18 protein-coding genes are annotated in these 14,209 nt (G+C 42.9%); 7 read left to right on the forward strand and 11 right to left on the reverse strand.

Translation table 11 applies throughout. The features are described from left to right. Nucleotides 1-3 precede the first annotated feature (3 nt). From PRU_RS10410 to PRU_RS10440, 7 genes are all read right to left on the reverse strand, one after another. The gene (locus PRU_RS10410) at nucleotides 4-639 is read right to left on the reverse strand and encodes a vWA domain-containing protein (protein ID WP_013064383.1); all 636 of its coding nucleotides are present in this window, start codon (nucleotides 637-639) and stop codon (nucleotides 4-6) included. Continuing rightward, nucleotides 636-1,139, reverse strand: a complete 504-nt coding sequence (locus PRU_RS10415; RefSeq protein ID WP_049769146.1) for a hypothetical protein — start codon at nucleotides 1,137-1,139, stop codon at nucleotides 636-638. The genes PRU_RS10410 and PRU_RS10415 overlap by 4 nt, the downstream gene beginning before the upstream one ends. Nucleotides 1,140-1,203: 64 nt before the next feature. Then, nucleotides 1,204-1,842: a vWA domain-containing protein gene (locus PRU_RS10420; protein ID WP_013063246.1), complete on the reverse strand. Its 639-nt coding sequence runs from the start codon at nucleotides 1,840-1,842 to the stop codon at nucleotides 1,204-1,206. Between the two features lie 12 nt (nucleotides 1,843-1,854). Next, nucleotides 1,855-2,520 (reverse strand): TerD family protein, encoded by a 666-nt coding sequence (locus tag PRU_RS10425; RefSeq protein WP_013065631.1) that lies wholly within the window; start codon nucleotides 2,518-2,520, stop codon nucleotides 1,855-1,857. An 11-nt stretch (nucleotides 2,521-2,531) separates the two neighbouring features. After that, nucleotides 2,532-3,167 (reverse strand): stress protein, encoded by a 636-nt coding sequence (locus PRU_RS10430; protein WP_013063752.1) that lies wholly within the window; start codon nucleotides 3,165-3,167, stop codon nucleotides 2,532-2,534. Nucleotides 3,168-3,169: 2 nt separating this feature from the next. Then, nucleotides 3,170-3,727, reverse strand: a complete 558-nt coding sequence (locus tag PRU_RS10435; protein WP_013064878.1) for a TerD family protein — start codon at nucleotides 3,725-3,727, stop codon at nucleotides 3,170-3,172. 123 nt (nucleotides 3,728-3,850) lie between these two features. Beyond that, nucleotides 3,851-5,248 carry a hypothetical protein gene (locus tag PRU_RS10440; protein WP_013063005.1) on the reverse strand — a complete coding sequence of 466 codons (1,398 nt, stop codon included), beginning with the start codon at nucleotides 5,246-5,248 and terminating at the stop codon, nucleotides 3,851-3,853. A 572-nt stretch (nucleotides 5,249-5,820) separates the two neighbouring features. Here PRU_RS10440 and PRU_RS10445 point away from each other — a divergent pair. Further along, nucleotides 5,821-6,729 carry a hypothetical protein gene (locus PRU_RS10445; RefSeq protein ID WP_041386114.1) on the forward strand — a complete coding sequence of 303 codons (909 nt, stop codon included), beginning with the start codon at nucleotides 5,821-5,823 and terminating at the stop codon, nucleotides 6,727-6,729. Between the two features lie 93 nt (nucleotides 6,730-6,822). Here PRU_RS10445 and PRU_RS10450 read toward each other — a convergent pair whose 3' ends face one another. The 4 genes from PRU_RS10450 to PRU_RS10460 form a co-directional block, all read right to left on the reverse strand. Continuing rightward, nucleotides 6,823-7,137: a nucleotidyltransferase domain-containing protein gene (locus PRU_RS10450; RefSeq protein WP_013063913.1), complete on the reverse strand. Its 315-nt coding sequence runs from the start codon at nucleotides 7,135-7,137 to the stop codon at nucleotides 6,823-6,825. 67 nt (nucleotides 7,138-7,204) lie between these two features. Continuing rightward, complete coding sequence (locus tag PRU_RS10455) at nucleotides 7,205-7,579, reverse strand: A1S_2505 family phage non-structural protein (RefSeq protein ID WP_013063173.1); 375 nt, start codon at nucleotides 7,577-7,579, stop codon at nucleotides 7,205-7,207. A 125-nt stretch (nucleotides 7,580-7,704) separates the two neighbouring features. Then, the gene (locus PRU_RS16135; protein WP_013064575.1) at nucleotides 7,705-7,806 is read right to left on the reverse strand and encodes a smalltalk protein; all 102 of its coding nucleotides are present in this window, start codon (nucleotides 7,804-7,806) and stop codon (nucleotides 7,705-7,707) included. Nucleotides 7,807-7,875: 69 nt separating this feature from the next. Continuing rightward, a complete protein-coding gene (locus tag PRU_RS10460) occupies nucleotides 7,876-8,427 on the reverse strand; it encodes an HU family DNA-binding protein (RefSeq protein ID WP_013063062.1) in 552 nt (183 codons plus the stop codon). Between the two features lie 452 nt (nucleotides 8,428-8,879). Here PRU_RS10460 and PRU_RS10465 point away from each other — a divergent pair, with 452 nt between their 5' ends. The 6 genes from PRU_RS10465 to PRU_RS10490 all read left to right on the forward strand — a co-directional run bounded on the left by PRU_RS10465 (nucleotide 8,880) and on the right by PRU_RS10490 (nucleotide 14,174). Next, nucleotides 8,880-9,770, forward strand: coding sequence for a hypothetical protein (locus PRU_RS10465; protein WP_041386116.1), 891 nt, complete (start codon nucleotides 8,880-8,882; stop codon nucleotides 9,768-9,770). Nucleotides 9,771-9,961: 191 nt separating this feature from the next. Then, a complete protein-coding gene (locus tag PRU_RS10470; protein ID WP_041386118.1) occupies nucleotides 9,962-10,609 on the forward strand; it encodes a hypothetical protein in 648 nt (215 codons plus the stop codon). A gap of 122 nt (nucleotides 10,610-10,731) precedes the next feature. Further along, nucleotides 10,732-11,058: a hypothetical protein gene (locus PRU_RS10475; RefSeq protein WP_013064224.1), complete on the forward strand. Its 327-nt coding sequence runs from the start codon at nucleotides 10,732-10,734 to the stop codon at nucleotides 11,056-11,058. Beyond that, nucleotides 11,000-11,335 carry a hypothetical protein gene (locus PRU_RS10480; protein ID WP_143040024.1) on the forward strand — a complete coding sequence of 112 codons (336 nt, stop codon included), beginning with the start codon at nucleotides 11,000-11,002 and terminating at the stop codon, nucleotides 11,333-11,335. Before PRU_RS10475 ends, PRU_RS10480 begins: the two co-directional genes overlap by 59 nt. Before the next feature lie 7 nt (nucleotides 11,336-11,342). Next, a complete protein-coding gene (locus PRU_RS10485; protein WP_013063000.1) occupies nucleotides 11,343-11,687 on the forward strand; it encodes a hypothetical protein in 345 nt (114 codons plus the stop codon). Nucleotides 11,688-11,744: 57 nt separating this feature from the next. Beyond that, the gene (locus PRU_RS10490; protein ID WP_041386120.1) at nucleotides 11,745-14,174 is read left to right on the forward strand and encodes a BT4734/BF3469 family protein; all 2,430 of its coding nucleotides are present in this window, start codon (nucleotides 11,745-11,747) and stop codon (nucleotides 14,172-14,174) included. Nucleotides 14,175-14,209: the final 35 nt, after the last annotated feature.

Consider the following 14,209-nt stretch of genomic DNA (forward strand, 5'->3'; position numbering starts at 1 on the left):
CTACTAAATTACGATATTAACTTCTTCTGGTGGTCCGGGCAGTTCTATTGAATCTGTAGTACCAACGCTCTTTCCACCAAGTCCAATAACATCAGATACCCATACGAAGAACTTCTTAAAAGAAGTAGCATCCATAGTGTCAAGTCTGAATACTTGGTCTGTCAACTGCTGAAGTGGTTCAACCTTCGCTTTTGGGCCTGCTGCACAAGCTACTATACTAGCAAAATTTAAACTCTTTACTTTCGGAATAATTTGATTATAATCTTGTACATCACTGGGTTTTCCATCTGTCAATATAAACAAAAGTGGACGCCAATCACCCTTTTGTTCTGGAGTACCCCTTTTTACCTCCACAGCAATTTTGTCACAAAGCATTTTTAAAGCTTTACCAAGGTGCGTCGGACCTGTATCTGGAGTCAGGATATCAGGCATTTGAAGGTTTTCGAGCTCCGTAAGAGGTAGAACTTGACTTACTTCTCTATCAAAGGTAATTATACTAATACATACTGTTTCAAGAGCATATGGGTCTTGGCGCAAGGTTGCAACCATATCAGCTAGCCCTACCTTAACACTCTCTATTGGTTCACCTTTCATAGAACCACTAGTATCAATCAATATATAAACTGGTAAATGTCTCATGAGTCTGTTTTATAACATATTGCAAAGCCCTCATAGGCAGCAATTCCATAAACAATTAAACTAAAGAAATCAAAATCAGCAAATGCAATTTCAAAGAAATAAGTATTGTCAATCATTGTTAATGTCTCGAAATAGGCAAGTCCTTCTTCCTGGGCTATAAAACCAACATTCGTGAAGTAATCTCCCAATACACAAGACAATAAGGCAAAAAATCCGCCAATGAGTGAAATAGGGATTGTTCGACCTCTCCCTATAAGATGAACTACATAACCAACAGCAAAACCCGCCAAAATACCCATAATCATCCATTGCTTTTGAGCATTTACCGTAATCAAAGCCCAGAGACTGGCAATTAAAACACTAGACAATAGTCCGGCAATAATTGCAAAAACGAGATTTCCTTCCTGCTGGGGTATATAATTGCTGTTATCTTCAGCATTAGAAGGGACTTCCTGCCCCTCAATAACTCTATTTAGTTTTTCAAAATCGTAATTTGCCATATTTCCTAATCTTTAACAATATGAGGATGTAACAATAGCAGGCACACCCTCATATCATCTATTATCATACAACAATGTTTACCTCTGGAGGTGGCGGTGGCAACTCGCTCATAGTAGCAACATCACCGTGAGTATCCTCAACTTTTTGGCTTCCAGTGCTGATACTTGCACTTACCCACTTGAAGAATGCCTTGATTGTAGCACTATCTGCAGTGTCAAGTTGTACCACATTCTCTGTAATTTGCTTCAAAGTGTTGGTGTTTGCACCTTGACCAGCAGCACAAGCGACCACCATACCAAACTTACGCTTTCTAAACTCATTCAGCCCCTTCTGCAAGTCATCTGTTGGTTCTCCGTCAGTCATAATGAATACGATGGGTTTCCAGTCGCCTTTAACTTCAGCTGTTGTCTTTACAATTTCTGTATCAACTTTCTGAGCCAGTAGATTCAGCGCCTCGCCTAGGGCTGTACAGCCACTCGCATCAATTACAGGCGGTTGAAACGAAGCCAATTCGGTTAGCGGAGCTATTTGTTGAGCACTCGAATTGAAGGTAATAATACTAATGTATGCTGTTTCCAAAGCATACGGATCACTTCTCAGTGTTGAGACAAGCGTCTGAACGCCATTCTTCACAGCCTCAATAGGTTCACCATACATGGAACCAGAGGTATCAAGCAATAAATAAACAGGTAATCTTCTCATATTTTGTTGTCTTTATTTGTTATAATCCTTAGCAACTCTCGCAATCGTAAGCGCGATTGAGCGGTCTTCAAAAGCATCTCCAATAGCAGCAAACTTCCACTCGCCATTTCGACGATAGAGTTTACCCATTACTAAAGCCCTCTTTCCTACACAGTCAGTTTTAGTTGCAACGTCATATTGCGCAAAAACTTCTTTCACCTTGGTTGGTGTTCCCTCATACATACGAATAGATGCGTAGGGTATGCCTGAGAAATCTCCCTGATAATCATTGTTGTTATATATGTTCAAGAAGAAAACAATTGAGTTAACATTACTGCTTACACGAGCAAGGTCAACTGTAATAATCTCATTATCCAAGCCATCATCACCATCTTGATCTCCGGTAAGGTCATCACCTGTATGATGAAGTGCACGGTCATTTGAATCAAGCTTACCTTGGGGAAGTCCTATTTTTCCCAAATTATATAAGGGAGACCAAATGTGATCGACAACTTCTCCTTTTTCATTGAATAACAAGCAACTCAAGTCTAAGTCAACATCAACAGTAGTTGTTGTCATTCCAAAGAAAGCTTTCTTAGTAATAGCTCCCCAGTTACATCCAACACAAAAGTTGGTTAGTTTTGCACCACTTCCTTTTTCAAGGTTGATGCGTTGTCCTTTTTCAAGTTTAATAGCCATATCCGTTTATTTTAGTCCTTACTACCTGGTTTATAAGTAAATCCCCAACCATATTGACGATCACAGTCACTGTGACTATCGTGGAAAGTTACAAGTTTCTTTACCGTAATAGAATTATCTCCTCCAAAATCAAGTTCAGCTATGGCACAAAAGCGTTTGCTGCTTGATTGTTGTCCCATTTCTACAATAATATCTTCATTGCCTGGTACCTTGACCTTTACAACTGCATTTGTTTCTGCCCACTTTGCAACACCTTCAAAGATGAATGTGTAAACTACGATTCGTTTAATGTCATTCACGCCTTTAGGATTGACGAGGATGGTTTCTCCAGAGGACGAACCTCCGCCACGATCATCACCTTGATGCCATATAAAAGGCTTTTGGTCATAACAACCTTGACGCGTTACTTGATGACGGTTACCACCACGATTACGTGAGAACTGTAGACCATCAATAAGCATTTTAGACCCATCACGCAGTTCATAGAAACAACCTAAATCAAGGTCAACCGGATTTCCAAACATCTGCTTTAAAAAGCCTCCTTTACTCCAGTCGAGATTAATAATAATCTCACCAGAGAAAGAGGAGCAACCTTTTTCAAGATTAATCCGATGCTGGTCACCTGACTTTTCGAGGACAATAGCCATAATTACTGGTATTTATTAACCAAAGCCTGTAAACCACCCTTATTACCGATTCCCATTGCTTCAAACTTCCATTCACCATTACGACGATACAGTCGGCCAAATTCCACGGCAGTTTCAATCGAGAAGTCTTCATCAAGATCATAACGAGCGATTTCCTCATTAGTGATCGAGTTATAAATTCGGATATAAGAGTTTCTCACTTGCCCAAAGTTCTGCTTTCTTTCTTCAGCCTTGTAGATAGTGGCTGTGAAGATAATTTCCTGAACTTGAGGGTCTACTTTAGTTAGATCAACATTCAGAGTTTCATCATCGCCACCATCGCTATTACCACCAGTAAGATCGTCACCAGTAGATTCAACCGCTCCATCAGGAGACTTTTGGTTGTTGTAAAATACAAAGTACTCGTCCTTAGGAAGTTTTTTGTTTGCTCCCAGCATAAACGCCGAAGCATCCAAATCAAAATCAAAACCGGTACCTTCGTTGGGGTCCCATCCGAGTCCTACACTAACTTTTGACAGACCAATTTCAATACGCTGTCCTTTTTCCAAAGATATTGCCATAATTACTTTATTATATTATAAATGTTAATTATGGTGCAAATATAAATCAATTAATTATAAACATCTGGATTGTTGCAACCTTGCAAGTGTATATCAATAGATTGAAGAAGAATCCATGCAATATTACATAGCAAGCAATCGACCCCAGAAATCAGACTCTTCGAAAGAACATACTCTTGCTGTTACAGGATCATAACACAAGCAGAGTTCTTTTGGAATAGTCACACAATAATTACCGAACATATTACGCTGAACCAAATAGTCATCAGCCTGATTTAGCAAGTCGCCTAACTGTCGAAATTGTCTTTTAATAAGACTAATCATAGGTAGACGATTCTCTGGCAACTCTATTTGAGGGGCTTTTGTACGTTCTCCACCAAAATTTTCATATATTATTTCATATTTTCGCTGGATAGCGGCAATACGATGTTTGTACTTATCTAAAGACTTCACCCCGTTAGGCTTATTGAAATTAATACCTCCACTTGATGACTCTAATAAAAAAAGTGCATACAAGGCTTTTTCGCGACGATGTAAACCAGTAATTTTACTATCCGCTTCTGGCAAAAGAATATCTCCATGCATCAAATCTATTACAACACTACTTCTTATTCCTTTTTTATATATAAAAGAATCAAATATTTGCTTATAAAAACCATTATATACAAAACGTTGTTTCCCCTCGTAAACAGGATTTAGAATACGAGGTTTATACATTGAAACAAAGGTATCAACGAAACGACGAACCGCAACCAATGCTTCTTCTTCAATAGACATTACTAGGAAGTTATCAATATTTCTACCTTTAATAGAGGATATGCCTATTCTGAACATAATCGATGGAAGAGAATGAGCAAGACCGTCCATTTTCATCTTTCCAACGATCTCGTTCTTACAGAAATCAGATGTACTAAGTGCCATTAATTGCTTTGCAAAAAGTTCTATCTGAGCTGTTGTTGCAGAAGGGTAAAGAAAGGAAATAAGCGTATGCAAATCTTCTTGTGCTAGAGCCCTATAATGTTCACCAACTTTTGGAATATAAACAAAGTTAAATCCAATAAGTCGCAACTCATTTAATATTTCACGATAGTGAACCAATATCTCACGATTTGTTTCTTTGTAATATTCACCTTCAACATATAATACTTGTGAGTTATCAAGCTTAATATTCTCAGGTAGTTCAACGGAATAAACCATAGAATTATTTGGAAATCTTTCAGAAAGACATGACACTATCGCAATTAAAAACAAAGCTTCCTCCCTCGAACACGCATTATCAGAAAGCACCATACCTTTAAAGTCACCCCATAAATCTTGTTTTAAGCTAACGGAGGCATCATTTAAAGTTTGAAAAGCCTCTGCTAAAGTTATCGTTTCTGCGACAACCTCATCCTCGTGCTTAATATTATATTTTTGACGAATGCAATTAAGATATACAATTTCTTGCATATCAATGATGGCATCAGCTTTTACCATGTCAGAAACAATACGTATAATACTTGCCCTTTCTAATTGCTTCACATTAGTATACTATCATCCAAGGAGAATCCCAGAACTTGGCGATTTTCTGTAATTGGTTACTACATATAAAAGAAGCGTGGGAATCTCCTTGTTACTCGTCCCACCCTCCGAGGCTCTGGCATCGCCCTAACAGTCAGAACGAGCAACGCCGAAGCCCACGCCGATATGTATATAAACACACCTTTCTGCTTGAAGCCAATAATGGCTGTCAGCATAACCGATGTAGGATATTACATACCCATGGGCGTCATTGTTGCTTTGATTCCTCGACTGTTAGTTTGGAACTGCCAGATTCCGAAAGGTCAAGTACAAAGCGTCAAGTAACGCCTATCCTATATATAGGTCTCCACCCAGAAACAGACCCACCCGCAAGCGGGGCTTCGGTATGAAGACACTGCAAAGATAACGAGTTTTTCTGAACCAAACAAACTTTTACGAGAATTTTTGGAGAAATGTGTATTTCACAAGGCTTGTGGTGCACAATCTGACATAAATTTATGCTGCAAAAAAATGAGATTACTATTGGTGTTTTCAAATTTATATGTATATTTGCGCAATAAAACTGTTTAGGGATGGAAAGAATACATTCGGCAAAGGAGCTTTTTCTCAATACACTCATTAATATGGGTATCAAGTATGAGAGCCACAACTACGAAGATACCATCTGGTTTGACTACCAGGATATGGACTTTGAAGCAGAAGAAGATAAGGGAGGTAGGTACATAACCCTGGAGTATATGGACTGGAAAGAACTTCACGATGCCGAGGAAGCCTTAAGGATGCGGAGGATTATCAACAAGGTGAACAGGAACAGTGATGTAGTTATCTCAACAACGGTAAAATTTACTTATTATCGCAGAAAAATACTATTCATAGAGGAGATTCCTAATATCGAGGACTACCTGCGTTCTGAACTTCAAGAGTTGATACGTATTTACGAGATGGTGAACGAAGCTCTACAGAAAGATAACGAGAATGAGAAGTCAGGCAAATGGCAACCTATAGACATCGAATCTACCCAAACCAAAGACTTGTTTATTAAAACCATCAGGGAAATGGGGTGCGATTACGAACCATGGAAGGACGAGGAATCGCGTTGTGAAAGCATCGTTTTTGATTACCAGACGGAAACGTATCGTGCAACCTTTTTCGAAGTAACAAAGAAAGTGTTATTAGAAAACCACTATAGCCTATACAATGTGGCGCTAAACGACATGGATAAAGTAAACCAACTACGCGAGGTTGTAAACAAAGTGAATCAGGAGCATGATGCCGTTACTGTATACACGATCGACTGCGTTACTAATAAGATGTATGCCGAAGCCAGTCATACCGTGCCCTTCATGGCAGAAATACCCAATTTACTTACTTATCTTCATTCCATACTGAACGACCTCTATTTGGTGCGGATGGACATTAAATGCGAAATGGAAGCTGATGAGATTGAAGAACAAAGGATTATGGATCGAGAGGCCAATTAAACATAAGAATCTCCACTTCTTTCAGCGTCTCGTCAGCTCGATCAAGTCTGTACTGTACAAGCGCATCGCGGCTTGGGGCATCAAGAGTTTCGTTCATAACGTAATTCCTTCGTTCATTACATTAATATAGAAAGGTGTTTTGAATGGGCGATTCTCCCATTGCCTGCGAAGCATAATCATAGGACTGATGAGAACACCTGTGCTGAGTTCAAGATCATATAGGGCTCCTGACACAGCTTCCTCTCTTTTTAAGTCTCTAGCTTCCCCCTCAAGTAGAACGAGCACATCAATATCGCTATCGGCACGAGCATCACCTCGTGCTTCAGACCCATACAGAATTGCCGTTGCCGTGGGCTCGGTCTTTTTGATGGTCTGTTTTATTCGTTCTACAATCTCTGGTCTTCGCATTACCTTTATATTTCTGCGGCAAAGATAAGAAGAAAAACGTGAACTTTGCAAATATTTAGGGAAAAATTTACCAACCTGCGGGGAGGACGATATTGGGGACTTCGTGAGCTTTGGCGAAGAGGGGGGAGATTTCCTCGTTGGTGAAGCCAGCGATGCCACAACCTACGCGGGTTACTAAGAACGTGAGGTCGGGACGGGTTTTGGCGAATTCGATGAATTCATCTACATAGGGTTTGATGGCATCAACACCGCCATGCATGGTGGGTATGCCATAGCTCTGCCCTTGCAGACCAACGCCCTGCCCCCAGATAGCACCAAACTTACGATAGGCCAACAAGGCAGCCCCGCCACCATGCGCCCCAGCCAGGTTGCTACCAAACACAAACACCTCGTTCTCACCAAGCTCCGTTATCCGCTCCGGCGTCACTCTTTTCTGTTCCATATACTTGTATTTAGAAAGTCATCGCTGCAAATATACAACTTTTTCTGGAATATAAACAAAAAGGCACAAAAAAAATCGCAACAGGTTTTTGGCCTATTGCGATTTGATACTTGGGGGTGGATGCTCTACGATCCTACACAGCTGGTGGCGCCGAGGGCGGTTACGATGGCTGTAGCGATGGATGCAATCATCTGGACGATGAACTTCAGTGTTTCTTTCTTTGTCATAATGGTTTAGGTTATATGGTTAATACTTTGTGTTTCATGGTAAAAATGGTGGGGCTTGTGCCCCAACCATTAGTCGCCAATGGGCTCGTGGCCACCGCCGCCGGTATTGCCGCCACCGCCAGTGTTTCCACCGCCACCGGTATTGCCACCCTGAGTGCCGCCACCGGTATTACCTGGCTTATCATCCTCGATAAGCTGGCCAGCAAACGCCTCGGCATTTACAAACTCGGCCTTCTTGATGAACTCACGGCTTGAGATGTTGGTCTCGGCCTCCTGATCGGGCAGGAATCGGATGTGGAGGGCCTTCAGGTTCTTCTGAGGTGAAAAGTCCTCCTTCTTCAGAGCACCACCCTTCTCGTTCTCCAAGGTGGTAAAGAAGATGCCCAGACCGTCGATCTTGACGCGCTTGGAGTTCAGGAGCATCTCCAACAGACAACTACGGAACTTCTCCAGCACTCCGAACACCACGTCGGGAGTGTAGATACTGCCGTGCTCGGCGATGTGGTTGGCCATCTTACGAGTGTTCAGCGTCTCGACGGTCTTGCTGTGGGCAAACCACTTACCGAAAATCTTCGAATTCTTGATGTTGTTTTGCTTCAACAGATAAAAGATCTTTGCCATAATGTGTAAAAGGTTTTAAATGGGTTAATTATTAAGTTTGACGATGCAAAGGTACTACTATAGAATGTAATCTACAAACTTTTTAGGCCTCCACTTAGTTAAACAGTGTTAACAAAAATCAGCTACCACTTCATCGCTCACAATCCGTAACTTCGTGATTTACGATCTAACGGATATCGATGAGATAAGTGCCACCTCGTTCCAGGCACGCAGTATCACAGTAACATAACCGATTTTGCCTGTTCTGCAGAAAAACTGGCTATATTGAATATTATATATATTAAATATATATAATATTTATAATGCTATAATTATATATATTACCACCTATCGCCGCCTAACCTACTCGCAGTATCCTTATGTTACTGTGATACTGCGTGGAAAAAGATATATAAGAACAAAAATCGCGCATAAATCTTGTATATCTAAGAATTTTGCAATACCTTTGCAATATGGAATATTACATATGCCCATTCAGGATAGCAAGCAGCGAGAAATGGTACGCCCAGCCCGATGGTTTTCAACCACAGGAAGTCCTGGCGACAGTGACGCGAGATGACTTCCTACGACAGAACAAAAAATTACTATTCACTGACAAAAGCGGCAACCACATCTATTCGCACAAATACATATACCAACCCAAGGATGGCATAGCCGTGCTTAAACTAGCAAACAGGTACGTAGATAGTGATGACGAAGAATTCTGGAAAAGACGGCCTTGGGAAGACCGATTCTTTACAGTTATCGTCATAGTCAGTAGAAAGGATGGTACTTGTTTCTATGTTGAGGATAACGAGCGTGCATTTGATAGGGTTGAAGACGTGGTGAAGATACTGTGCAGAGGGCTTAACCATAGTCTGTCGAGTCATCAATTATTTATAGGTTCTGATTACAACTTCATCAAGCAAACCGATAACTTTGCCCTGATGTCGGCTTGTGCTATTATCAACCAGCAACTTGAAGACTCACTCAACCTTCAGTTTGGTACATGCGACGCGATGAAACATGAGTATGACGAGAATGCCCTATTAGCAGCACAACTGTTTACCAGCGCCTTAACCGACCAACGCAAAGCCAGCATGGTTATATCGTTGCTCTACGAACTTACCAAAGGCAGGAAAGACAGGAAAGCGCTGATGTGCGGACTACGAGCGGCTATGGATGCGGGGGTGATAGTAAAACCAAGCTACAACGATTTTATTACGGTGTTTAACTGTGGTCATCTGGTATCAAAAGAGCAGTATAGCACTTATACCAACCCAAATTATCACGGATACAAGAAATACGAACTCTACAAAAACGCCTACATCAGATTCAAACAGATTAAGGAAGCAGTCATCTAAACACACCAAAACGCTTAACTTTTCTGAACTTATCACAACTATTCTGGTCAAATCGGCACTCGGCCGAAATAATCAGTTTTTTTATTTGCGCATATCAGCCGGATGCTATATTTTTGCGGCCGCTGAGCACAACAATAATTAAAAACCTGAGACAGGCATGGGCCCATTCTGTTTCTTAAACTTTAACAACAATGAAGCAGAACAACAATGAAGTGCAGTACATTTGGCACGACGGGGCTACTATCCCCGAAGACCTGCTGATTAGCATGGCTAAAACAGCAGGATGTTACGAATCGGCTAAGCCTTATCTATTTTCGTTGATGGCGCATGGCCTTAACCATGGTATCCGCAACTATATATATAAGGTAAACGAGATACGTGATTATTACCACGTGGTACCTATCCCCATAGCCAAGGAGATGGGACAGGGCACTACCTGCGACCAAACCCATCACGCCGATGTGGCAAGGAAGCGATACAAAGCCATGAACCAGGAAGGTCGGGAACTGGTAGTAACCAACAGTCTGAAGCTACTGCTAACCAATCACCGCAACCTATTCTGCTCGAAAACCGATTGGGCGGGTATCTACCTGGTGATCAAGGACAGACTGAATGGACGAATAAGCAAAACCCGATTTACACGACTGATGATGAACCTTACCCGCGACTGGTGGCCCGGGGAGCTACAGATAGGCGAACGTACACTGAGTAACTTTGGTAGATGTGTGACCTACGAAGACCGACTGGAGGCTTACTACGACATGGATAATAACCCATGGGCCGAACTTTGCGACACCTATTGGAACCTACTGATGCAACAGATTCTGACGCATAACTGACGCTGTTTATCGCCCATCGACGCAAATAACGACGCGATTCTGACGCACTGACGCATCAGCCCCACCACCTATTTATTTCATCATATCTTTGCATCGTCAAAAAGAAATTAAAGCGAACAAGTATGAGAAAAATTGAAGAAAAAATCACGGTTACAACCAAGCCCAACGGCTATGCGTTGACAGTAAACGAGAAGGAGTATTTATACTTTAACACGTTAGATCTGGTAAAGGGTGTTTGCATTCATGTGGGATTGGGACGAAAGAGTCCGACCACCAAGTATGGACGCGATGCGATACTGAAGGCTATGGGCGATGGAAGTCTGGAGCGCAAGCTACAGAAAGAGGTAAACGAACTGAAATCACAAGTGTTTAATTTAAAGAACGCGCTGCATGAAAGCAAAGAAGAACAAAAGGGGAATAACGGTCAAGAAGGGCTGTATCTCATGTAAGTGGAAGATGTACGATGGTGAGGGCAACCGCATCTGCACCCTGTTCCGTAACAACGAGAAAGGTTACTGCAACAAATGGCGCATGACCCATGCCCTGAGGAACGCCGGTACACCATATGGCAACATTCATACCAAACCCTATCTGCGCTATGCCATGGAGATAGCGCAGGACGAGCAAAGGTGGATAGCCCAAGGTTACAACATCACCCCCACCCCGATCGAAGAGATGCGAAATAACTATTTAAAAGAACATAAAACTTATAACATCGATTTTTAACTAACTTATGAAAAAGAAACTTATCAACATTCAGGACATCACCGTAGTTATGAACCGTGCATCGAGAGGCCTTACCATTGAGGGCGTTATGTTTATCGACAAGCACACACACCATCTGACGTTCAAGCCTTACAACCTGGCCAAGTATCAGCCTGGCTACTACCAGCGAACCAAACCCAAACTGATTAAGAAACTGCCATGGGGAGCACTTAAACAGAGTATTCGCAACAACATTCTGCGACTGAGTGTGCCACAGGCGTTGGGAACAGCGCAAACCATAGCCATCTTTAACAACCATGTGGCCCAGGCCAACGATGCGCTGATTGATTTAGAACTCAAAGAGTTCTGTTGACTTTAAACATGAAACATGAAACATTAAAGATTAAAGATTAAAGATTAAAGATTAAACATGGGATTTTGTTATCAGAAGAACTTTAGTAATCCTACGTTGCCGGTTGACGAGGCCCAGTTCTGGGCCCTCGTCAGGGCAGAAAAATGGAACGAGAACATTGATAAGTATCGTGAAACTGGTGATGCTGCGTTGAAGCGAAAACTGCCTGCGTTTATCTTCCAGGCTACGTTCGACGAGACCACATCGAAAGCGGGCAAAGCTGGTGCCTGGCGCAAACAGAGTGCCACCCAGTTAACGGGATTGGTGGTGATGGATATCGACCATGTCGAAAAACCTCGTGAGGTATTTGACCAATGGGGATTAGGCACGGATGAACACGGCTTTATAAATAAAGACGCGGCTGGGAGAATACTTTTGGTGTATATAACGCCTAGCGGGAAAGGGCTGAAAGTTGTATTTAAAGCTGATGTGGCAGTAGGCAACCTCATCGACAACCAGCATGCTATGGCCAAGGTGCTTGGGGTGGAGGTTGATGAGAGTTGCAAGGATGCCAGTCGTATGAGCTTCATCTGTAAGGAATCGGATATTTTGTATTTAAACAAAGAACTTTTTACGTATGAGAACAAGGAATTTGCTGAGCGATATACTGCTCTATATCGAGACGGTCATAGCCAGGCTACGAGAGAGGATTTAGCAATGGATGACACGACTGTTGCCAACGAAAGGCGTGACAAGGGACAGGGCCCAGTCACATTCTGCGACAGGGACCAGTCCCTAGTCACGCCAGTCACAGCAAAATCTTTCAAAGGGGTTGCGTATTCGGATATTATTGATGAGTGGTGGCGGCAGAATGGAGGGGTGCCACAGGAGGGCGAAAGGAATGTAAAACTGTACCAGTTGGCGGTGAGTTTGAGGGCCATTTGCGACAACAACCGACAGTTGCTGATGGAGATTATGCCACGCCTGGGACTGAGCGAAGAGGAGGTTCGCAGCATTGTGGAGAGTGCCTGCAAGGAAACGCCAAAAGGTCTTTCAAAAGCCATGCGGAGTGTGCTGGAGGGGAATAAGAATCCGTCTGAACAATCAGAACACGATATCGACCAATGGCTGTGGGATTGGGGAGAGCAGATAGAGAGATTATTTGACGACTTTCCGATACTACGCGATGTGTGCAAAGGACTTAAACGCAACCAGTATGCTTCGGCCTTGTTTGTGAGTGGTGGATTTATGATGACACTGATGACGCGATGCCGATACAGCTTTTATCATCGACCAGAAGAATTGCGACGCCTGAACTGCGAGGTGATGGTGATTGGCGATCCTGCCAGCGGAAAGAGTTTTGCTACCCGATTGTACAAACTGCTGATAGCTCCGATTATCGCCGCCGACCGTATAGGTAAGGATGCCATCAACGCTTATCGCGAACAGATGAAAACCAAGGGTGCCAACAAGGAGAAACCGAAGAAACCCAAAGTGGTGGTACGTGTGCATCCTGCCCGCACCAGTAATGCCCAGTTTATTCAGGACATGGTGAATGCGGTTGAAGAGGTGGATGGCGAGCCCATGCAGTTGCACATGCTCACTTTTGATACTGAGCTGGACAATACCCTCTCGATTCAGAAAGGTGGTAGTTGGATTGACAAGCAATCGCTGGAGTTGAAAGCTTTCCACAACGAGGAGGACGGTCAGGCTTATTCGAACATGGACTCGGTGATTGAGAACTTCTGCGTAACCTGGAACTTTATATATACCGGCACGCCACTGGCCCTGAAGGCAAAAATAAACGAACGCAACTTTGGATCGGGATTGGCCACACGATTAACCTGTATCCCCTTGCCTCCCACTAACTTTGAGATGATGACCCGCGAAAGCGTGGTTGACCGTGAGAGCGACCATCGACTAAAGGAATGGGGTGAGAAGTTGGACCGTATGAAGGGTGTGCTGAGTGTAGAGAAGATTGTGGATGAGCTGTACGACTGGACGGCACGTCGCATGGCCGATGCCAAGGAGAACAACTCGAAGGCCGAAGAGATGCTGCTGAAGCGTTGTGCCTACCACGGACTAAACTTTGCCGCCCCGTTTATTGTGATGCGCCATTGGGAACAGATGCATCAGGATGGTGCCTACTACTGCGGAGAGTTTGAGACCGACGAGGTGGATTTGAAGTTGGCTGAGCTAATCGTCAACATACAGTACGCCTGTCAGCGCCACTACTTCTTGGCTATGGCCGAGAAATACTTCGACGACCAGATGCGTGATGTTTTAACTACCACCCACCGAAGACAGAAAACGTACGATGGGTTTAACCGATTACCCGAGGAGTTTGCAGTTGACGACGTAATGACTTGCTTTGCCATCTCGAACCCCACGGTGGCACGTGTAAAAATCAGCCGTCTGATGAAAGACCATCTGATTGAGAAGACAGATGAGTTTGTTGACAACGGCACCACAAAGGCCATCTACAGAAAGGTTGGTGCCATGTGTTAATCGCAGTATCACAGTAACAAATACATTAAACATTA

It is taken from the genome of Xylanibacter ruminicola 23, assembly GCF_000025925.1.
GTDB classification, from domain to species: Bacteria; Bacteroidota; Bacteroidia; order Bacteroidales; family Bacteroidaceae; genus Prevotella; species Prevotella ruminicola.